At 61.5% G+C, this 21,794-nt stretch carries 15 protein-coding genes and 1 pseudogene; 10 read left to right on the top strand and 6 right to left on the bottom strand.

The genetic code is table 11. The features are described 5' to 3' along the window. Positions 1-42: 42 nt before the first annotated feature. A complete protein-coding gene (locus OW521_RS23645; RefSeq protein WP_268021881.1) occupies positions 43-1,431 on the bottom strand; it encodes an ABC transporter substrate-binding protein in 1,389 nt (462 codons plus the stop codon). Between the two features lie 605 nt (positions 1,432-2,036). Here OW521_RS23645 and OW521_RS24495 point away from each other — a divergent pair. The 3 genes and pseudogenes from OW521_RS24495 to OW521_RS23635 form a co-directional block, all read left to right on the top strand. Next, complete coding sequence (locus OW521_RS24495; RefSeq protein WP_442781197.1) at positions 2,037-2,564, top strand: Gfo/Idh/MocA family protein; 528 nt, start codon at positions 2,037-2,039, stop codon at positions 2,562-2,564. 102 nt (positions 2,565-2,666) lie between these two features. Continuing rightward, positions 2,667-3,818 carry an alpha/beta hydrolase family protein gene (locus OW521_RS23640; protein ID WP_268021880.1) on the top strand — a complete coding sequence of 384 codons (1,152 nt, stop codon included), beginning with the start codon at positions 2,667-2,669 and terminating at the stop codon, positions 3,816-3,818. A gap of 918 nt (positions 3,819-4,736) precedes the next feature. Continuing rightward, a pseudogene (locus OW521_RS23635) lies at positions 4,737-5,071 on the top strand (TetR/AcrR family transcriptional regulator); the annotation flags it as partial. 368 nt (positions 5,072-5,439) lie between these two features. Here OW521_RS23635 and OW521_RS23630 read toward each other — a convergent pair. Together OW521_RS23630 and OW521_RS23625 are read right to left on the bottom strand one after the other, a co-directional pair. Further along, the gene (locus OW521_RS23630; protein WP_268026128.1) at positions 5,440-5,652 is read right to left on the bottom strand and encodes a hypothetical protein; all 213 of its coding nucleotides are present in this window, start codon (positions 5,650-5,652) and stop codon (positions 5,440-5,442) included. A 263-nt stretch (positions 5,653-5,915) separates the two neighbouring features. Next, positions 5,916-6,887, bottom strand: coding sequence for a CapA family protein (locus OW521_RS23625; protein WP_268021879.1), 972 nt, complete (start codon positions 6,885-6,887; stop codon positions 5,916-5,918). Positions 6,888-7,138: 251 nt separating this feature from the next. Between OW521_RS23625 and OW521_RS23620 the strand changes: the two genes are divergently transcribed. Continuing rightward, positions 7,139-8,479 carry a phosphoribosyltransferase family protein gene (locus OW521_RS23620; RefSeq protein ID WP_268021878.1) on the top strand — a complete coding sequence of 447 codons (1,341 nt, stop codon included), beginning with the start codon at positions 7,139-7,141 and terminating at the stop codon, positions 8,477-8,479. Between the two features lie 524 nt (positions 8,480-9,003). Here the strand turns inward: OW521_RS23620 and OW521_RS23615 are convergent. Together OW521_RS23615 and OW521_RS23610 are read right to left on the bottom strand one after the other, a co-directional pair. Continuing rightward, complete coding sequence (locus OW521_RS23615; RefSeq protein ID WP_268021877.1) at positions 9,004-9,429, bottom strand: hypothetical protein; 426 nt, start codon at positions 9,427-9,429, stop codon at positions 9,004-9,006. A gap of 23 nt (positions 9,430-9,452) precedes the next feature. Beyond that, a complete protein-coding gene (locus OW521_RS23610) occupies positions 9,453-10,301 on the bottom strand; it encodes a DeoR/GlpR family DNA-binding transcription regulator (protein WP_268021876.1) in 849 nt (282 codons plus the stop codon). A gap of 253 nt (positions 10,302-10,554) precedes the next feature. On the opposite strand from OW521_RS23610, the gene OW521_RS23605 reads away from it, so the two are divergent. The 6 genes from OW521_RS23605 to OW521_RS23580 all read left to right on the top strand — a co-directional run bounded on the left by OW521_RS23605 (position 10,555) and on the right by OW521_RS23580 (position 16,866). Next, complete coding sequence (locus OW521_RS23605; RefSeq protein WP_268021875.1) at positions 10,555-11,844, top strand: ABC transporter substrate-binding protein; 1,290 nt, start codon at positions 10,555-10,557, stop codon at positions 11,842-11,844. A gap of 65 nt (positions 11,845-11,909) precedes the next feature. Beyond that, positions 11,910-12,863, top strand: coding sequence for a carbohydrate ABC transporter permease (locus OW521_RS23600; RefSeq protein WP_268021874.1), 954 nt, complete (start codon positions 11,910-11,912; stop codon positions 12,861-12,863). A 1-nt stretch (position 12,864) separates the two neighbouring features. After that, the gene (locus OW521_RS23595; protein ID WP_268021873.1) at positions 12,865-13,758 is read left to right on the top strand and encodes a carbohydrate ABC transporter permease; all 894 of its coding nucleotides are present in this window, start codon (positions 12,865-12,867) and stop codon (positions 13,756-13,758) included. A gap of 41 nt (positions 13,759-13,799) precedes the next feature. After that, positions 13,800-14,660 carry a ketose-bisphosphate aldolase gene (locus OW521_RS23590; protein ID WP_268021872.1) on the top strand — a complete coding sequence of 287 codons (861 nt, stop codon included), beginning with the start codon at positions 13,800-13,802 and terminating at the stop codon, positions 14,658-14,660. 218 nt (positions 14,661-14,878) lie between these two features. Next, entirely contained in the window at positions 14,879-15,856 is a 978-nt protein-coding gene (locus OW521_RS23585; protein WP_268021871.1) for an ADP-dependent glucokinase/phosphofructokinase, read from the top strand. Beyond that, positions 15,847-16,866 (top strand): class I mannose-6-phosphate isomerase, encoded by a 1,020-nt coding sequence (locus OW521_RS23580; RefSeq protein ID WP_268021870.1) that lies wholly within the window; start codon positions 15,847-15,849, stop codon positions 16,864-16,866. Before OW521_RS23585 ends, OW521_RS23580 begins: the two co-directional genes overlap by 10 nt. A 6-nt stretch (positions 16,867-16,872) precedes the next feature. Here the strand turns inward: OW521_RS23580 and OW521_RS23575 are convergent, their stop codons facing one another. Further along, positions 16,873-21,738 carry an NAD-glutamate dehydrogenase gene (locus OW521_RS23575; RefSeq protein WP_268021869.1) on the bottom strand — a complete coding sequence of 1,622 codons (4,866 nt, stop codon included), beginning with the start codon at positions 21,736-21,738 and terminating at the stop codon, positions 16,873-16,875. Positions 21,739-21,794: the final 56 nt, after the last annotated feature.

The following is a 21,794-nucleotide window of genomic DNA, read 5'->3' as shown; positions in this document are numbered from 1 at the left end:
AAGTCAGGGCAGCAAGAGGTTGCCTTGACTTGGTGGTCCCGACTACTGGGCCGGCTTGTAGCTTGAGAGCGGGGGGTTGGAAAAATACGGCTGCTCGGTGATTTTCACTGATGATATGGATGCGTAAGTCGCTTGCAGAGCGTCCCACGGGGCATTCCACGCCTGGTCCACGATGTACGCGTTGAGCTGCTTGAAAAGCCTGTCCTGGTCAGGCCCCGTAGCCAGTTGGGCACGATCGATTAGATCCTGGGCTTTCGGATCGACATACTTGAAGGGGTTCCAGCCTCCGGATTTGAGGAATTCCTTTTTTACTGTGTCCCAGGGTGCATTTGACTGCAGTTTGAAGTAGGACATTGCATATTTGCCCGACATTAGGGATGTAAAGAGCTGGTCCAAGGGAATAGGGACCAGCTTCACCCTGATGCCGATGTCTGCAAGGGACTGGTTGATAGCGGCCTGCTGTTCGGGGAACTGTGCCGACAGATCGGGGATCGTGACCTCGAAGCCGTTTGGGTATCCGGCTTCTGCCATTAACTGCTTGGCTTTCGCCGGGTCATAAGCGTATTGGGCGTTCAGCGCTGCGTCGAAGGCCGTTGAGTTGCGGTTGAACATCTGGGTCGTGATCACGCCTTGGCCTTTGAGAGCTGTCTTGAGGATCTGGACGCGGTCAAAAGCGTAGTTGATGGCCTGGCGCACCTTGACGTTTGCCAACGCGGGAACGATAGTGCCGGTGCGGTCCCAGATGTACAAACCTTCAACGTCGCCCGGGATATAGGAAGTGATGTTCATCCCGGCCTTTTGCGCCGGGTCAACCCGCGCGGGCGGAATGATCGCAGAGTCAACTTGTCCCGACACAAGAGCGTTGAATCTTGCTGATGGGTCAGGGATAGGCTTGATCACTACTGTGTCATAGGGATACGCACCTGCGTTCCAGTAGTCGGGGCTACGCACAAAGGTGTACTGGCTTCCCGCTGTAGTAGCCGAGGTATCAAGCTTGTAGGGCCCGGAACCAACTGGGACTTCGGGTTTGACGAGGGCCTTCGGACTCGCAACCATTCCGGCGAGCTTGCCGAGAGCGGTCAGGAGCGCAGGGTCCGGCCCGTTGAGCTTTATGTCGACTTTGTTTTCGCTGGAGGCGATTTCAGTGACTTGCTGTAGGTCGCTTGCGGCAATGTTGGTTCCGTTCTTTGCCCTAAGCAAGCTTGCCTTGACCGCCTCGCCGTTGACTGGCTCCCCGTCAGTAAACTTTTGACCCCCGCGGATCTGCAGTGTAAGGGTCTTCTGGTCCGCACTGTAGGACCAAGATTCTGCAAGGTTGGGAACCATTTTCCCGGCAGGATCAATGTGGAGGAGCGTGTCGTATACCGGCTGGTACTGCTGTTCGTTGTTGCCTCCGGCGGCATCCGCCAAGTCCCAAGGCGCGGCGGCCACTGACATTGCGATGGTTATTGTCTTTTTCGGAGCGGCTCCTGAACTTCCGCCGCAGGCTGCGAGTGACAGCGAAAGGGCTACAGCCCCTGCAGCGAACGCAATGCGTTTCATATTTCTCCTGGTTTGAGTCGGCCTCGAGGTGCTTGGGGGTGGCCCGCATGCCAAGCAGTGTGAGCTGAGTTACTCCAGCATGGGTCAGTGCAAAATCGCCTACAAGATGCCGGATTTAGTTTTCTCGGTTACATAAAGAACGCTTCGGCGGGCGAGTTGGAGCGACAAATGGTTCAGATCCTCGGTCCAAAGGTTTTGCGGAGTCTCGAGGTGGTCACAGAGGAGCAATTCGCCAGTTGTGTATTGGAAACGTTTGTCTCGAGGGGGACAGAATATGTTGGACGGCCAGTCCGCCGTCGAACGACGGCGACGGTCCAGCTTTGAGTCGCGCTGGGACAGACCTATCTTGACCGAGAGCCACGGAGATTTCGAAGTCTATCGTGGCGCCCGTGCAACTAATTCCGGCATCTTGTCCCGCATCCAGAGCCCCGATTACGGTGAGGTAACTCAAGCCACGACGCGATCTCGATTGTGCGACCGCCATCCGGTGCAGAGTGAATCCCGTGCTGACAACTCGGCACGCTCTAAGCGATCGGAAATCAAGAAGCACAACTATTCGCGTGGGCATAATCGGCACAGGATTTTCAGCTACCTTCCATGTTGAAGCGCTGAAGAGGGTTTGGGGCGTTGATGTTCAACTTGCTGCGGTGGCTGGCCGGAATCCTCAACGGACAACGGAATTTGCCAGCAGACACGGTATCCCGAGGGCTTTTACAAATTATCGTGACCTGCTGGGCGAAACCGACATCGACTTGGTGTGCATTTGCGTACCCGGTGCCTCCCATGCCGACATTGCCATGGCGACAGCCGGGGCCGGGAAGCACATCATCTGCGAAAAGACTTCGTCGGAAGAGGCGAAGCGCATGACTCCATCCATATCGAGCGTTTCGATGACGATTCATTGGTTGCGCTTTTTGGCCGGGACGGCGCGATTCGAGGTGCGCTCTGCGTCAACGCCCCCCGCCAACTTTCCGCATGTCGTCAGGCGATCCTCGAACAGGTGCTGTGGGATGACGTCGTGAACACCGCAGCATCAATTTCCTGAAGTAATCTGCCAAATCCTGACGGACGAGTCATTGGAAACGTTCGTCAGAACCACGCATCACCATAGAAGGAGCAAGACCATGACTGGTAACGAGACTGTAGCCGACACCAACAGCGACGCGCTTTCGATCATCGAGCTTTTTCCTCAGGACGAGGACTGGTCCCTGCAGACGATGCGCCTACTGGGACAGGTCGCCGTCGGGGGCTCAGATCTTTTCGAATGCACCCGTACGGCCGCACGGATTGGCAACGAGACAACCGACGAGGAGATCTGGCAGCGTGAGTGGGCGCGTACGGCGCAGGAGACCGCTGACCTGGGCGAGATTGAGGCAGAGAAGGGGCATATTGCGACCGCGAGAAAGGCCTTCTTCCGTTCCTGCAGCTATTGGCGACACTCCGAGTTCTTCCTGCGTTCTTTTGACCCGCGCCGTGAGGAGGCGTACATCAAGGGAACGACGAATTTTCAGCGTGCCGTAGAGATGTCTGAGGGAATTCTGGAGCGAATTCACGTTCCTTTCGAGGGCGTCACGATGGACGGCTACATCATGCGCCCAGACAATTCTGGACAGGCGAGGCCAACCGTCATCCTTCTAGGCGGCGCGGATTCTTGGGCAGAAGAATTGATTTTCCTCGGGGGCAATCAGTTCCCTGAGCGAGGTATGAACGTGGTGGTGGTAGACACTCCGGGCAGGGGCAGCTCACTACGCTTCAAGCAGCTATACAGCCGGTACGACTACGAAGTTCCAGTCGCGGCAATCATCGACTACCTGGAGACACGCCCGGACGTCGATGCCAATCGAATCGGTCTTGCGGGAGTGAGTTACGGCGGTTACTACGCGCCGCGGGCGGCGGCATTTGAACCCCGGGTAAAGGCTGTGGCTGCCTGGTGCGGAACGTGGAGCATTCTGCGCGACTTCTACGAGTTCTACCCGCCACTGCAGGAGCAACTGCAATGGCTCACCGGGGCAACGGATGACACCGAGGCGAGCGAGAAACTCGCCAAGTTCACTCTGGAAGGCGTCGCTGAGAAGATCAAGGTTCCGGTGTATGTCATGCACGGCACACACGATATCGTCATGGACATCGACGGTGCGAAGCAGTTCCTTGAAAACCTGACCTCGGACGATGTCACAGCCGACATCTACGACGGCGCGGGTTCGCTTCACTGCAGCTACGACTACCTCGCTGTGGCAGTATCCCGCTTGACAGATTGGTTCGCCGACCGAATCTGAGTATGGCCATGTATCTATGAGCTCCCGAAGACCTGCACCGCCGTCTCGATGGCTTTGTCGCCGAGGGGCGCACGTCCAAGTCGGCGCCGCTGCTCCACGGGGGAGCTGGTCCTGAAGCGGCACGGCCGCGAGATCAGCTACGGTCTGGAATTCGTGATCAACGATGACGGAGCTTGCAGAGCTGCTCAAACGCCTTGAGGACGCATGAGTTCGTCGAAATCGAGGACGCGCTGCAAGTGATCGATCGGTGCAGGTTCCGGATCCGGCTTCCGGCACGACGTCAGCACCGACGACGGCTTCGACCTGGCGGTGAGTGTGGGCGCCGGCGACATCGGTCTGCTGCGCAGCGCCGTCATGATCGAGAAACACCTGATTCGGCGTTGGAGGCCCCACGCAGATTGCCGGGTCTTTTTGATCTGAGGTTGGCGGGAGTTGCGGGGCCGGATTTGGAGTGTGCTCAATGTGCAAACGTTGGGCCGGACTGGTCCGTACTCGGCATGTTTCCGGGGCTTTGAAGCCGCTTGGGCACGTGTTTCTGCTGGTCAGGGGGCCTTTGGCCCTCTGACTGTGCACAAATCAGCTTCTTATGGCCCTTCGGGGCCCTTTTTGGTTTGTGGCCGTTGGTGTGGCCGGGTGCCTCCTTCCTTTGTGTTGGGAGGTATGTCTGTGTTCCTGCTTCTTCGTTGTTTGAGGAGGACGTGGCTAAATGACTTGCGAGGGTTCCGGTGGTCTGGCTTCAACCCGGGGTCGGGTTCGGTTGCCCGCAAGCCCTGCGTTGGGCTGCCACCGGTGGCCCGGTGATACCAGGGATGGATGTGGACTCGACCGGGTGAACGCCCGTAAAGGGAACGGCTCCCTCATGGTTTCAACGGTCCTTCACGCATCGACTCGCTGCTAACGGTCCAGGCTGTTTGTAGCCTCGGCGTCTTCCCGGACCGCCCGGATTGGCGGGCACAGCTGCGGCAGATAGCCCATGACCTGCGCCTGTTGGCGCTACGGCACCCGAACGTCGTGCCATTGCTCGTGACCCGCCCGCTGTCGACGTCCTTGGGCCTGCGCCCGCTGGGCACGCTGCGCCCGCTTGAGCAGATCCTCTCGGTGGATCCGGACGAAAATGAAGCATTGCTCCGCCTTGGCCTTCACCGCCTGCCCGCGAAGGAATTTCCCCGCCTCCGCGCCTTGGCCCGGTGCTCGCGGACTACGACGGGGCGGCCCAACTGGACCAAGGCACCAGCATCCTGCTCGCCGGACTCGCAGGCCCCTCGTCCACGAAAAAGCCACCCCCAGCACAGCCGCACGCTGAGGGATCCTTGATCGGACAACTCGAAGGTCCAGAGCGATGGTGCAACGTGACCACGGGATGTCGCCCGTCCACGCTGGACGGGCGGGCCAATGTCGTGGAACTGATTGACGCGCTGACCGACCTCGGGCACAGCCTCCGTACCGCCCCGGACTACCTCGCACAGGCATCAAGCACGCACCACGGGACGGAAAGGCCCCAGGCGGAATTGAACTGCTCCCCGGAAGTTGGACTGAGAAATTCAGTTCCGACTCCCGGGGAGCAGTTCAGTTTTTTGGTGGAGGAGGGCGCGGATTTGATCAGCGGTGAGTTCCCCGCCGCTCATGCGGTGGCCAGACTGCGTTCGCGGATGAAGACGTTCAGGGCGGCGAGTTCGGCAGGTGTTCCGGAGATGGTGAGTTTCTTCATGGGTTCCCTGACGCTCCGGTAGGACTCTGCCGGCATCCATGCCCCGCTGAGGGGTTTGACGCGTCTGGTCCAGGACGGTGCCGGTTGCCCGAGCCGGTGTGCGGTGTAGTTGGTGATCCCGGCCAAGGCCGCCGCCCAATGCGGATCCTTGAGCCTGGGGCTGCGCTAAAGCAGCGGCATCCCGGCTTTGAGGGATGCGGTGGCGTAGTCGGCGAGCATTTTGATGGCGAACTCGAAGTCCCGCGAGCCTATCAGCTGAGTCAAGGTTTCGGCATAGTCCCGCCAAGCGGGGTTGCAGTCGCTGCCGCGGGGGATGGAGTCGGCGGCGGTCAGGCCAGTCCAAAAGCGGCGTGCACATTGTCCACACCCGTGTGCCTGTGATGCCGTAGCTAGTCGATCGGTATTTCCAGGACTTTTTCGCCCTCGATCCAGTTGCTTCGCGTGCCGAGCTGCCTGCTCAGCCGTTGCATCCGCTCGGCAATTTTCCCCGCGCTCTGGCGCGCCAGTCGGGTTTGCAGGCGGATGATGTTCGTCGGGTGCAGGCGCAGCTTGCGGGGTACGCTTCCATCGGTTTCCATGAGGAAGACGAATGACTGGTCGTTGCGTTCATCCGGGTCCACGGCGTAATCATCGACAAAGTCGCCGGCGCTGTAGATGATGGGCCGGTTCCTGTAGATTTCGACGCCGCGGAAAATGTGGGCCGAATGCCCGAACACGAGGTCGGCCCCCGCGTCTATCAGTGCCCGGGCCAAATTCTGATGCGCGGGCGGGACCTCGGACCCCCAATTGGCGCCCCAGTGTGCCGAAACGACCAGCAGCTGGTTGTGGCCTTGCGCCTGCCGGACCATTTCCAGCAATTCCCTCACGCGGCGGTCACCGGTGTCCACAGGGACATAGTAAATTCCCGGAACTCGGGCGGTTGCCTCCCAGCCCGGTTCATTATCGGTGAAAGCAATAAAGCCGACCGCGGTTGGCCCCACCCAGCGGACCGCCGGTCGGCGGGCAGATTCCAGGTCCATCCCTGCTCCCGCGCGCAAGATCCCGTGCTCATCGAGCGTCGGCAGCATTTCCAATAGAGCATCGATTCCGTAATCGAGCACATGGTTGTTGGCCAGCGAGACCACGTCGATCGCTGCGGAGCGCAGGCTCTCCACGTTCTTGGCGTCCGAGCGGAAGAGATACATCTTGCCGGCCGCAGGCGTTCCGTCGTCCGCGAGGACGCATTCGAGGTTGGCGAATCTGATGTCGGCCTGCCGGAGGACCGGGAGGGTATCGCCCCAGGGATAGTCTGGAGCAGCTACCTTGAGCTGGAGGTTAACCAGCCGACCGAGCATGACATCCCCGAGGAGCGCAATCCGCATTCTCCACCTCCAACGTCGCAAGTATTTGCTATCAGGATGGGCCGCTTCGTCGCCTGGCGCCAGTCCACCGACAGACGCGATATCCGCCGTCGAACCCGAAGGAGTGCCGCTTCAACGGTTCTTCGCGCGAAGGACTCGCGTGGTCCGTATTCGTGGGGGATAGTTGGATCAGGAGGCCGCCCCGCGTGTATTTCTTGCTGCTTTCAGGGTCTGGACGTGGCGTGCGGCAGCTTGATGGGAACGTCGCGGCGATGGGAATTTTTCAGGACAGGGCTGATGCGGGGCGGCAGTTGGGGCTGCGGCTGGCGCATCTGCGTGGCCAGGAGGCAGTCATCCTAGGGGTGCCGCGCGGCGGGGTTCCGGTCGCCTTTGAGGTTGCAGCGGCACTTGACGTGCCGCTGGATGTGATCGTTGTGCGGAAGCTGGGAGTCCCGTCCCAGCCCGAACTCGCGATGGGAGCCATCGGGGAGGATGGCGCATATGCGCTCGAACGAAGCGTCCTCTCAGCCACAAGGGTCAAACAGGAAGAACTGCGGTCTGTTGAGCGACGGGAGCGGGCTATCCTCGAGGAGCGGGTGGCGCGATTCCGTGCCGGCCGAGACCGCGTTGATCTGAAGGGCCGCATCGCCGTCGTCGTCGATGACGGGATCGCTACGGGCTCAACCGCCAGGGTGGCATGTCGCATTGCACGGAACTTGGGGGCTGCCAGAGTGATTCTGGCTGTTCCGGTCGCCGCGGCCGACATCCTCGCGAGATTGACGGAGCCGGACGAGGTGGTGTGCCTTGCCACGCCCCCGCGGCTCACGGCGGTCGGCTACCACTACTGTGACTTCTCGCCGACGGGCGACGACGAAGTGGTGTGGTTGCTCGGCGCTGCTGCCGAGCGCCTGCAAAATGCGTCTTCAACCGCGGGAGACCGCGGCCTCGATGAGGAGGTCCAAATACCCTCCGACGGGTTGTGGCTTCAAGGGCAGCTTCACCTTCCCGGATCGACTGCCGGAGTGGTGGTGTTCGCTCACGGAAGCGGTAGCAGCCGCCACAGTCCGCGAAATAGATTCGTCGCCACGATGCTTCAGCGGGCGGGCCTGGGCACTTTGCTGCTTGACCTGCTCAGCCACCGGGAGGAACTCGATCGCGCCAACGTGTTCAACATCGAACTGCTTGCGCGCAGGCTGACCGCGGCAACGGGCTGGCTTGGCAGCAGGCCGGACACGGCCACATGCAGTGTGGGATACTTCGGTGCAAGTACCGGCGCCGGTGCGGCGTTGTGGGCGGCGGCCGAACTGGGAGAGAAAATCGGCGCAGTCGTCTCAAGAGGAGGCCGGCCGGATCTAGCTGGCGCGAGGCTTGCCTTTGTCCGCGCCCCGACGCTCTTGATTGTCGGCAGCGCGGATCACCGGGTGCTCGAACTCAACCGCCGGGCGCAAGACCTGATGGGCTGCCTCAACCGGATGGAGCTTGTCCCGGGGGCCACCCACCTGTTCGAAGAACCGGGAACATTGGAGGCGGCGGCGATTCTCGCCATGGATTGGTTTGTTGAGTACCTGCCGAAAGGACAGCGCGGGCGGGGAACGGAGGCTTCGGATGAATAGCGCAAGGCCGGGGCCGGACGTCAAACCGCTCGGCGGCAGCGGGCGGCGATTCTGAGCTTGTCGCTCTTTCAGGGCAGGGTCGGGGACAGAACCAGAGTGGACTGGGGGGCGTGGTTTGCGCCGGACCGTTGCCTGTGTCTATTTTCTCGGCTGTTCATGGTGTGGTCCCTGCTCCGCTACATGATCACCCGGGTGTCTGTGGTCTTCCCCTAGCGGGCAAGATCCGGAGGGAAATCTCTGTTGTCGCTTTATGTTGCACCCGGCGATGAAGACATTCCGATAGTGGCTCCGATGAGGATGTCGGTTTGCCTTACTTGCTGAAGATCTCAGCAGACGCAGCGCCGCTATCTCGCTGTCCGAGGATCGAGCGAAGTTAAGCGGTTCCTTTGTCCGTGTATTTCGAGCCGACAAGATTGGCAATTTCGACGGCCGTTACGGTGACGTCCTCGACGTAGGTACCAGTAAGGCCCGGCCGTTGTGGTGCTCGTGACGTGCATGATGAATGGAACCGTCGGGGTTTGGTTTCAGGACGGGAGGGCGGAAGCCCAGCCGGGCAGAAGGGCGGCGGCTCCGGTCAAGGACGACGAAGAAGTCCGGCGGAATTCGGTCGCCTGGAACGAACTCCGCGCCTGTTCCATCTTCGGACCCGAACTCGCAGAACCACTGTCCCGGACAACGGCGGTATGGAACCGCGAGATCGCCCAGGCCAACGTGGCCGCCATGGAGAGCAGCAGCGAGGAGGAGGCCGCAGTCACGTGGAGATTCTCACCAGCTTGGTGGAGGGGATCTCCGGCCGCTGGCTCAACGGTTTCATCACCACAGAACCACTTTTCGACCGACGGATTCCGGGCCTCAACACCATGGACATCATTGCCAACGCGAACCCGCCCGTCTCCTTCGCCCGGAGCGAGGACAGCTGCCACCGGGGAGAGCCTTACGGTGAACCGCATTGTCGAAGTCCAGGCTCTTTGGCTCAGGAGACAGGATCCAGACCCGATTCCGGGGTGATGATGCGCACGCCGTTGTCCCGGAATGCCGCTTCAAGCTCCTTGGGAGGGTGGCTGTCGGTGACGAAATAGTCTGCGCTGTCGAGCAAGCCGACTTGGGCGAAGAGCTGCTTGTCGAACTTCGAGGAGTCTGCCAGCACGGCAACCCGGGTGGCGCGGGTCATCATCTCGCTCATCATCGCGGCTTCCCCGACATTGCTTGTGGTGTAGCCACCCTGTACTGACACCGCACCGATGGCAATGAGCGCCAAGTCGCAGCGTATATCCAGATCGGCCCCGCCTGTTGCGATCCGCAGACTCGTGGGTCCCGTCGTCGCGAGGGTTGTCGAGCGGACGGAGCCGCCGAAGATGTACAGTTCGCGCCAGACGGCCGGGTCCAGTTCCGCCGGCACGAGTAGATTGTTCGTGGCGATGGTTAGGTCCCGGTGGTTGCGGAGTGCACGAGCCACCGAAAGCATCGTGGTCCCACCATTCATGATGATCCCCGTGTCATCGCGCACAAGTTGAGCGGCAAGGGTGCCGATCTTATCCTTTTCCGTGGCTTGTAAGCCAAGGCGCAGATCCACGGCCTTCTCAACTCGAGAACTCATGGCCACACTGACCGCGCCGCCGTAAGTGCGCACAAGAAGGCCCTCACCGTCCAGCTGGTCGAGGTCGCGGCGGACAGTGTCGATCGAGACACCGAAACGATCGGCCAGCGATCCCACTGTCACCTGGCCGACTTCAGTGACGTAGGCGACAAGCTGCGCCTTCCTGCCCGCTGGGTGTCGGCGCGAACGCCCTTCGTCTACGGCCACGCTGATTAACTCGCTCACGCTGCGATGCTAGCACCGGACCGGCGCTATTCGAAGCGATTACTGCAAAGTACTGCAGAAGTGTTGCATAACGGGGAGGGCAGCCGGTTTGTTGGATTGCAAATGTCGATACAACAGAGATTGTTGCTGTTCTTATCCCAGTTAGTCAGGTTATCTGCATTTTAATGCTTGCGTTTGCGTCATACGCAGGACTAGTGTGTCCTATATCACGCAGTGAATGCGCATGATCAAGCAATTACACGAAGGAGTGGACATGAGCACGAGGAGAGGCCGCCGCCCGCGGCTGCTCGCAGCGTTAGGCGTAACCGCCGTTGCTGCGCTCACAATGTCAGGTTGCAGTGGCTCGCCGTCCGGTGGTGCCAGTGCCACCGGAGATGTCACCCTCGAGTTCGCCCAGTGGTGGGAGCCAGAGCTCCCGCAGGGATCCCTGGCCAACCTGATTGACCAATTCCAGAAGGCGAACCCACACGTCAAGGTGAAGCTCCTCAGCTCACCCTTTTCCTCAGACCAACAGCAGATGGTTGCCGACGCAGCCTCGGGCCAGCTGCCCGACGTCCTCGGCCTTGACGGTGCCTGGGTGAGCGATTTCGCCAAGCAGGGCGCGATCGCCGATCTCTCTCCGCTTCTGAAAGCTGACAACTTCTCCGAAGACCAGCTGGCAAGCGAGGTCAAGGTCAATGGCAAGGCCTACATGATCCCTGCGGTCAACTTCGTCTACCCCTTGTTCGTCAACAACGACCTGCTCAAGCAGGCCGGGGTAAACAAGGCGCCGACCACTCGCAGTGAGTTCCTCGACGCAGCCAAAAAGATCAGCGCCCTCGGCGGCAACGTCAAGGGTTGGGCCCTGCCACTCGACACCGCAGTTCCCAACGGCATCCAGAACGACGTCATGTCCTGGGTCTGGGCATCTGGTGGCAGCATGCTGAAGGACGGGGAACCTGACGTCACCAACGCCCAAGTCAAGAGCGGAGTCGACTACGTCAAGAGCCTCTACGACGCGAACGTGCTAGTCCCCGGCGCCCTGACCATGAAGGAACAGGACAAGGTGGAGAAGTTCACCAACGGCCAGGTCGGCATGGTGATCGACTCGCTCGCCCACATCAACCTGATCAAGAAGAACAACCCCAGCCTCAATTTCACGGTGGCAGCACTGCCTTCCGAGGATGGCTACACCGGCAAGCGAGGCATCCCGTACGCATCGTGGGGTGTTGGCATCTCGAACAAGTCTCAGCACAAAGCGGAAGCGGCCAAGCTCGTCGAGTTCCTCATGAGCAAGGACACGAACGCTCAGCTGAGCAACCTTGCGAACGGCTTCCCGGGCAACAAGACGGCGACGCCCGACTTTAGCAAGAGCGATCCGCTGTTCAAGACGGCCTTCGACATCTACCAGGCCGGTTACCCGGCGAATGAGTTCACCGGCCTGCCAAAGGCCGACCAGCTGCAGCGCACGTTCGACGAGCAGCTTCAGCGGACCCTCACCGGAAGCCAGAGTGTCGATCAGACACTCAGCACTGTTCAATCCGCATGGAAATCCATCTTCTGACGTCGAAGATTCGACGGGGTCGTGCCGCCCAGCTTGCGGCACGACCCCACAAGGGAGTTTGAGACATGAATCTGTCCTCTACCAACGTCGAGGGACCCGGATGGGTACGGCACGCCGTCCGCCCGCGATCCACGAAGCGGGGCGTCTCTGGGGTGCGCGGCCGCAAGCTCGTCCCGTTCGCCTTCGTCTCGCCGACGCTGGCCTTGATCACCTTGCTCACCGTGGTGCCGATCCTGATGGTTGCCGGCTACTCATTCATGGACAACGTGATCGTCGAACCGAACCCCGCGTTCGTTGGGTTCGCCAACTATGTGAAGGTGCTCACTGATCCTGCTTTCCTTGCGGCGCTCGGTAACACCTTCCTCTTCATCGCGGTGAGCACCGTCGTGCACTTGGTGCTGGGTCTCGTCTTTGCCTTGCTGCTCAACACCTCGCTGCTCGGCAACGTCACCAAGGCAATCTTCCGGGTGGTCTACATCCTTCCGTGGTTGTTCACCATCGCGGTGATCGCCGTCGTCTGGCGTCTCATGCTCGACCCCTCTGGTGTGGTGAACTACGTTCTCGGAACGTTTGGCATCCAGGGCGCGAACTGGCTGTCTACACCCGAAACGGCACTGGGCTCCGTGACGTTCATCAACATCTGGTCCGGTTATCCGTTCTTCATGATCAGCCTCCTGGCCGCCCTCCAGGGCGTGCCGGCCGTGCTGCACGAGGCAGCACGCGTCGACGGGGCGGGATGGTGGCAACGGTTCCGGTACGTGACACTGCCCCATATCCGTCCGGTGATTGTCAGCATGGCAGTGCTCGACCTCATCTGGACGTCACAGCAGTTCGCTTTGATCTGGATGACCACGGGCGGGGGCCCACTCAACGCCACGGAGGTGATGAGCACGTACACCTACAAGCAGGCCTTCAGCAACTTCGAATTCTCGACAGCCTCCGCGGCCGCGGTCATCGTGCTGCTGCTCACGATGGTCCTTGCCTTCTTCTACGTGCGGCATCAGACGGTGCGTGATTGATATGAGCAACTTGACTCTTCGGGGACGCAGGGACCAAAAGATCGACGTCCCTCGCGAGCGGCGGGCCGGAAAGAAGCCGCTGCTCAAGGTGGGAGCCTTCGCGGCCCTGGTGATCGGGGCACTGTATGCGGGACTGCCAGTGTTGTGGATGCTTTCCACCTCGTTCAAAGCGAATGGGGAGGTCTTCGCGCTCCCACCGAAACTGATCACGTCGGGCTTCTCGCTGGATGCCTACACAGCGATCCTCACCGACCCTGCGCGATTGCGGTTCTTCCTGAACAGCTACATTGTGGCCATTGCGGTGACTGTGCTCACCCTTCTGGTCGCGATCCTTGCGGCGTACGGTTTCAGCCGCTACGAGTTCCCCGGCAAGCGGCTGATCAACGTCGTGATCGTCTCAGTGCAAGCCGTTCCGCCGATCACACTAGTGATCCCGTACTTCGGCCTGATGGTCGCACTCGGCCTCTACAACACCTATCCGGGCCTGATTCTTACCCACATGGTGTTCACGCTCCCTTACGCGATCATCATGATGACCGCGTACTTCAACACTCTGCCTCGCGAACTCGATGAAGCAGCTAAGGTGGACGGCGCGAACGCCTGGAGCGCCCTGTGGCGGGTGCTCGTCCCCATCTCGATACCGGGAATCGTGGCAGTCGGGGTGTACACATTCATGATCTCGTGGAATGAGTTCCTCTTCGCTCTGACCTTGACCCGCACCGACGCCATGCGGACCGTGCCGATCGGCATTCAACTGCTGATGGGACAGCATTCCTTCGAGTGGAACCAGATGATGGCGATGAGCATCCTGGGGTCGATCCCGGTGCTCCTGCTCTTCCTTCTGTTCCAGCGGAGCTTCATCGGCGGACTCACCTCTGGTGCGGTCAAAGACTGACGCCTCGAAAAGCCTTAACCCTAAACAAGGAGATATGTACCATGCTCGTCGACGGAAAAACCATTCTGGACGTCGCCAACACACACAACTTCGCGGTTCCCGCGTTCAACATCAGCGACTGGGCGATGTTCAAGGGCATCGCCGAGATCAGCGAGGAGAAGGAGTCGCCCCTCATCGTCGCAATCCACCCTGATGAGGTCCGGCACCTCACGACGGACCTCATACGAGCGATTGTCGCCCGCGCGCACCGCTCGTCCGTCCCGATGGCCATCCACTGGGACCACGGCGGAACCTATGAGCAGGTCCTGACCGCTATCCAGGCGGGCTTCACCTCGGTGATGATCGACGGCTCGATGCTTCCGTTCGAGGACAACGTTGCGATCTCAAAGAAGGTTGTCGAGTCCGCGCACGCAGTCGGGATTTCGGTTGAAGGCGAACTCGGCACTATCGGCAAGACCGACAGTGAGGCGGAGTACGGCACCGACTCGATCATCTACACCGTCCCGGAGGATGCTGTCTCATTTGTCCAGAGGACAGGCGTGGACAGCCTTGCAATCGCGATTGGCACCTACCATGGCCTCTACCCGGCAACCCTGAAGCCCGAACTGAAGCTTGATCTCCTGCGGGAGATCAAGGCCAAGATCGGGATCCCGCTCGTGCTGCACGGCGGATCGAACAACCCCGACGACGAAATCGCCCAGGCGGTCAAGCTCGGCATCAACAAGATCAACATCTCAAGCGACATCAAGGTCGCCTACCACGCAAAGATGCGGGAGGTGCTGGCGGACACGAGCCTGCGGGAACCGAACAGCATCCAGCCCCCTTGCATCGACGCGATGAAGGCCACTGCTGCCCAGAAGATCGATCTCTTCAACGCGGCTGGCAAGGCTGTGCTGTACTGACATGACACCGCGCCTAGTACTCGGGCTCGGCGGCAGTGTTGACTACGAAATCGCCTGGTCGTCCCAACTGATCGAGGACCTCATCGCGAGCTACGACGTCCGCACCGAGGAACTCGGGAACGCTACTCCGATCGTCGACGAACGGAGTCTGGTGCTATCCGTGCTCGGGTACTTCCGGCGGGGCGCCGGGGGAACGGCACGTTGCCTCCGCCAACGCCTTGGAGACGTTCGCCTCGCGGTTTCCACACAAGGTGACGCTGGGAGGAACTGGCGTCAGGGCCGGACTCGCCCTTGCGCGTCTCGGCATGCCGTCGACCCTCCATCTGGTAAGCGTGAACGAGCACTTCAGGCGACTGCTTCCTGCGGAGTGTTCGTGGATCACTAGCGCCGAGCACGACTCTATCGAGCCGCACGTGATCGTGCAGTGGGAGGAGGGGGCGCGAGTCCGGGTTGGTGACACCGAGCTCGTCGCACCCTTCCCCAACCGCCTCATCTATGTCAACGACCCGCCGAACTCCGAAATGCGCCTCAGCACAGACCTGCCAGAGGTGCTCGCCGAGGCGCACATCGTCCTGTTGTCCGGTCTGAACGCCATGCAGGACGAGGGGTTGCTGGCTGCCCGGCTCACGGAACTGCGATCAGTGCTGGATGCGTTGCCCGGGGGCGCCTTCGTGTACTACGAGGATGCGGGGTTCCATAGGCCTGCCTTGAGCGCCCTCGTGCGTACCGCATTGCTCGACCGAATCGACGTCTACGGAATGAACGAGGACGAGATGCAAGCGCACCTCGGCCGCGGGGTCGACCTACTGGACCCTGTCGCGGTGCGGAAATCATTGGGTGACCTCGCGGTCATCATTCCGGCCCGGACGCTCGTAGTCCACACGAAATACTGGGCGCTGGCCGCCGGAAAACACGCCGAGCAATGCGCCCCTGCGCTCGCCGGAGGGATAGCCATGGCGAGTACGCGCTACCGCTACGGCGACGACTTCACCGTGGAGCAATATGCAGGAACCACGGACTTGCCGCTCAACGAAGTGGGGGCGGTTCTGGCTGCCGCGATCTCCGGTCCAGGCCTTCGTGCCGTCGCGGCTCGGGCCATCTCGGTCCGTACACCTACCACCGTCGGACTCGGGGACTCGTTCGTCGGTGGATTCCTTGGCGCCCTTGCTACGGAAGGAGCATCAGTGTGGACTTGATCGTCCTGCCATCCAATCGCCCGGCCAACCGCTTCTACCGAGGTGGCCGCCAGATCACCGAGTTCCGCGGTGAGCCGCCGGCAGAAAGCCATGAACCCGAGGATTGGATTGCCTCCACGACATCCGTGTTCGGAGAGCCAGGTGTGGGGATCACCACGCTTCCGAACGGCGTCCCGATGCCCACAGCGATTGAAAGGGATCCGCAGGGATTGCTGGGGGTCGAGCATCTGGCTGCCTTCGGACCGGATACGCGATTGCTCGTCAAGCTGCTCGACGCCGGCCAACGCCTGCCCGTCCACGCCCATCCCGACGGAAGCTTCGCCGCCACGCACTTAGGCCACGCCCACGGCAAGGCCGAGGCGTGGTATATCCTCCGAGGAGGCACAGTCCACCTTGGCCTCAATCGAGACGTGGAAGGCCCGGGATTGCGCAACCTCGTCGAGCGGCAAGACTCCGAGAGCCTGCTGAGCCTTCTGAACCCCGTCGACGTCGCACCAGGAGACGTCGTATTCGTCCCACCATGCCAATTGCACGCCATCGGGCAAGGCGTATTCCTCCTCGAAGTGCAGGAACCGGAAGACTTGTCGATCCTCCTCGAATGGAGAGACTTCGATCTCGACGATCCGGCAAAGTGTCATCTGGGGCTCGGCTTCGATTTGGCACTCAATGCAGTGTCCCACCGGCATCTCGACCAGGAGGAGCTCGACAAACTGTTTATCCGTGCCCCGAAGGCAGGATCAATGCTGCCCCGAGCGGCGGATCCTTACTTCCGCATCGAGCGCATCCTCGTAGACGGGTGGCAAGAGATCGCCCCGGGATTCGCGGTCTTGGTTGCAGTGCAGGGGGATCTCGCCGCTGCTGGGGAGGCGATGCCTGCCGGGCGTACAGCGATAGCCCCCCACTCCATGGGACCGATCGCGGTCAGCGGTCACGGAGAGCTGCTGGTGTGCCGCCCTCCGAGTCCAGAGGAACGAGCGGGTCCTCGTTATCGGACTTGGCAGTTCCACTAGCGGCGGTCAGTTGCGGACGAGGGTCCTCAGCAGCTTGAGTGCGACGGAGATCGAATGGATGTCCACTGGACCGGGCTGGGTGACTTCGGCGAAGGTGTCCTTGATCCTTGCGAGCTGCTCTTGGTGTCCGCGTTCCCACTCCACGATCCGTTCCGTGGGGTCGGCTCGCTCGTGACCGCCGCTGCGCGTTGTCCGGAGAACTGAGATGGTCATGTCGGCCACGGCGGAATAGACATCGTCGCGCAGGGCCGCCCTGGCAAGTGTCTCCCATCGGTTCTGCACAGGAAGGTCAGTGATTCTCAGAAGCAACTTCAGAGCCCCGATGCGCTGGAATGCAGTGGAGTAGAGCTTAGCAATGTGCTCGATGGGCTCATGGATCTGCTCCGCAATGAGTGAGATATCCAACAGGGTAAAGCTCAGGACTACCTCAAACGCGCGTCGCGAAATGTCCGGCGGGATCCCTATGGCCTCCCAGCGAGTCAGAAGGTCCTGCCCCAGGTCTATGTCTTCGCCGCGGAGGTAAACCACGGTGCGGTTCCGCCGGAGGTCCATGGCAGGGATGATCCTGCTGAGGGCCTGTTCAACTGGCTGGTCACGATGATCATGGGTCATGTACCAGCGCGTCGCTCGGTCCAACATCCTCCGCACATATAGGGCGAGTTCCGCCGCGTGGTCGGCTGGCACACCGGGTGGAAGCCCGGCCATCCAGTCCGCGATCCAGTGAAGGTCGAAGGCCTCGCCTACTGCGACGAAGGCCCTTGCGAGAGCGGCCGCGCTTCCGGTGGTTTCCTCAATGGCCCGGAAAGCGAAGGTAATTCCTCCTAGGTTGATGATGTCGTCCGCTAGCACAGTGCAGATGATCTGCCGGCGCAGGGGATGCGTTTGGAGCTCGCTGCCGAAGCGCTCCGCGATCTCGGGCGGGAAGTAGCCGCGAAGGACCCGGTCGAACCACGGGTCGTCGGCGATGTCGCTGTCGTTCAGTTCCTTGGCGAGTGCGATCTTGGCATAGGCGGCAAGCACCGACAGCTCGGGGGAGGTAAGCCCCTTGCCGGCCTGCAGCCGTGCATGGAGCTCGTCCGTGGTGGGCAATGCCTCACGACCCCGGTCCAGGTCGGTGGCTCTTTCCAGCCAGTCCATGGTCCGTTCGAACCCCGGGCCCCAGTTGACGTCGAAACCTGGGCTCCAGTTGAGGACGAGGGCACGGTCGTTGACGAGCAGGACGTTCTGGTCCCGGCTGTTCTTCAGCACCAGGCGTGCCACGTCGTCGGTGAGCGAGTGGAGGAATTCGGCGCGTTCGCCGGCGGCCATCTTGCCTGCAGCGATCATGCGGTCGATGAAGATCTTGATGTTGACCTCGTGGTCGGAGCAGTCCACACCGGCGGAGTTGTCGATGGCGTCGGTGTTCAGCAGGACTCCGTTCAGCGCTGCCTCCACCCGTCCCGGTTGGGTCATCCCGAGGTTGCCGCCCTCGACCACGATCCGTGCCCGGAGTTCGTTTCCGTTGATCCGGATCGCATCGTTGGCTTTGTCGCCCACCTTGGTGTTGGTTTCGGCGGAGGCCTTGACGTAGGTTCCGATCCCGCCGTTGTAGATGAGGTCAACCGGGGCGCGCAGGATGGCCTGGATGAGCTCGGGCGGGGTCATCGCCGTCGTCGTCGGTGGCAGCCCCAAGGCCGAACGCGCCTGCGGGCTGATGCCGATCGATTTGGCGGCGCGCGGGTGCGCGCCGCCGCCGGGGCTGATCAGTGCGGGGTTGTAGTCGGCCCAGGACGAGCGGGGCAGATTGAACAGGCGGCGGCGTTCCTCGAGGGAGGATGCCGCGTCCGGTGTGGGGTCCAGGAAGATGTGCCGGTGGTCGAACGCGGCTACGAGCCGGATGTGGTTCGAGGCCAGCATGCCGTTGCCGAAGACGTCGCCGCTCATGTCGCCGATGCCGACCACGGTGAAGTCTTCGTTTTGGGAATCGGTCCCGAGTTCGCTGAGGTGCTGTTTCGCGGACTCCCAGGCGCCCCGGGCGGTGATGCCCATCTGCTTGTGGTCGTAGCCTACGGAGCCGCCCGACGCGAACGCGTCGCCCAGCCAGAAGCCGTATTCCTGAGCGACCTCGTTGGCGATGTCGGAGAACGCTGCCGTCCCTTTGTCGGCCGCGACCACGAGGTAGTAGTCGTCGTCATCATGTCGCACCACGTTCGGCGGCGGGATGACCTGGCCTACCGCGCTCCGGGTGCCGCGGTAGTCGTGGGACAAAGCGACGTCGGGAGGGGCAAGGTTGTCCGTGACATCGAGGAGCCCACGGAGGAAGTCCTTGTAGCTCTCAATGCCTTCCGCGAGCCATGCCGCGCGGTCAGCCTCCGGATCTGGAAGCGCCTTCGCGAAGAAGCCGCCCTTCGCGCCGGTGGGGACGATCACGGAATTCTTCACGACCTGGACCTTGGCGAGCCCGAGGACTTCGGTGCGGAAATCCTCGCGCCGGTCCGACCATCGCAGGCCCCCGCGCGCCACCGGCCCGAAGCGAAGGTGCACGCCCTCGACCCGGGGCGAATAGACCCAGATCTCGAACTGCGGACGTGGGTACGGGGCGCCGGGAAGGTGGGAGGGCTGGAGCTTGAAGCTCAGGTATGGCCGGTTGCGGTAGAAGTTGGTCCTCGTCGTGGCCTCGATGAGGTTCAGGAACGTGCGCAGCAGGCGGTCCGCGTCCAAGGAGGTAACGGCGTCGATCGCCTCGGCCACCTCCTCCCGGGCGGCCTTGGTATCCCGAAGACGCTCGGCGATGCCGAGCCCTGGGCGGAACCTGGCTCGGAACAGGCCCAGCAGCGCGTGTGTCGCCCCGGGGTTGGCCAGGAAAGTATCCGCGATGAAGTCGTACGAGTTCGTGGTTCCCAGTTGCTGGAGATACTTGGCATAGCCGCGGAGGATCACGATGTGCCGCCAATCAATGCCCTCCTGCAGGACGAGTGCGTCGAAGCGGTCTGACTCCGTGTCACCGCGCATGGCTGCTCCGAACGCGTCCGCGAGCAGGGAGCTGGTTCGGTCGGGTTCTACTCCACTCGGAAACTTCACACCGAGGTCATAGAGAAACAGCGGCAGAGTGTTGCCCCGCAGGATCTCGAACGGGCGCTGGTTGAGTACGTGGAGACCCAGATTGTGGAGGAGTGGCAGGATCTGGCTGAGGCTTCGGGCCGTGGTGAGGTATAGGCGAATCCGTGTGTCCCCGCCTTGGGTCTGCGTAGCGCCGGGATGGACAGCGAGTACGGGGTCGTTCAGGGGGCGGCCGCCGGTGCCATCTAGATCGTATTGCTCGAACCTCTCGATGTCTTCAATGGCGTCTGCGACGTCGAAGTCCGCCCGATAGCTGGCAGGAAAGGCATCGGCCCAGAGCGCGGACAGCCTTGTGGCCTGTTCGGAAGGCATGCGTTCCCGCAGGGCTTCGTCAACTCCTTCGGCCCAGGTCCGGGTGGCATTGATCAGTGTCCGCTCCAGCACGGTCGGATCGATCGATCCCGGTTTTACGGCGGAGGGCAGAAGGACACGGAAGAAGATGTGCGCCATGTGCGGGTTGGTGAGTCGGACCTCGGACTCAAGCGATGAAGCCTTCGAGGCTTCCTTGAGCTCCTGCTCGATCCTGAGCCGCACAGCGGGGTTGTAGCTGCGGCGCGGAAGGAACATCAGGGCGGTCATAAAGGGGCCGTGGTTGTCGAAGCGTAGGAGCAGCCTTGTCTCCTCGCGTTTCTGAAGCCGCAGGATCTCGGCCGCGAGCCGAATCAGTTCGTCTTGCTCGATGTCGAACAGCTCCTCAAGAGGGAATGACCCCAGCGCGGCCAGGAGTTTCTTCTCTTGGGTTGAGGAAGGGGCGAAACCGAGCCTGTCACGCACCTTGGCGGCTTTGTCCCGGATCACCGGAATGAGACTCACTGGTTGATCCGCCGTTCCCGGGGCGAAAACGCCCACAAACCTTCGTTCTCCTTTAACGACTCCCGCAGTACTGAACGTCGGGAGACGGATTTCCTCCAGGTAAGAGGGTTCCGGTACCGAGGAGCGAAGGGCGGACGTGTACAGCGCGAGTACCTGTGAGCCCCTCAAAGCAGACTCGCCTGAACTGGGTGGTGGATTCTGCCTGTGCAAAAGACCCAATGCCGTACCCGGGCGGAGTTTAAGGTACGGACCCTCGGTCCCCGCGGTCAAGCTGTATTCGCAGTATCCCTGGAAAACAAAGTTCCCCCCATTGAGCCATGCCAGGAGTTCCCCGAGATGCTCGGTTGACGGCACGCAACCGCGCGGAAAGGCGACCAGGGACTCGACGGCGGCAGCCACTTGTTCCTTCAGGGCAGCGGAGTCCTCTGTAACCGCACGCACATCGGCAAGAACCCTCTGGACATTCGCGATTACGTCCGCGGAGACCGACGATCCCGGCAGCCTGCCGATTTCGACCGCAACCCATGTTTCCGTGCCAGCCCCGGATTCGGGCATGCCAGAATCCTGTCCCGCCAGCTGCGGTGCGTACCGAATCTCAAGCAGCTCATGGGTTGCCGGATCCCGAAGGACCTGGAACGAGGGATGGACGAGGAGCCGGACCGCGGCTCCTCCGCGGGCCAGCTCCGAAGTGATCGCATGAACCACCTGCAGCCCGCCTTCGGCCACCACAAACACCACACTGGCATGCGGTTCGTTGAGGACATCCACCCTTGATGTCCCGGGAGGCAGCATCGAGCCGAGTGAAAGATGGTGCTGTGCTCGACGCTTCAACGTCTCTCTGGTGTAGGGGACGAGCGCTTCGGGGTCCACGTGCTCGTAGTAATCCGCGAGGAAATGATCGTCCGCCTTGGCCGGACTACTTTTTGCGGGGTGTTCCGCTGGCACAGAATTACCGGGCATTCTCTAAAGCCTCCAACGCGCGGGACCGCCTAAATTTGCGTTGCCAGGTGGATCCT

The sequence above is a fragment of the Arthrobacter sp. MMS18-M83 genome, from assembly GCF_026683955.1.
Classification (GTDB): domain Bacteria; phylum Actinomycetota; class Actinomycetes; order Actinomycetales; family Micrococcaceae; genus Arthrobacter.
The sequence above is the reverse complement of the archived record's forward strand: the minus strand, read 5'-3'. Positions and strand labels throughout refer to the sequence as shown.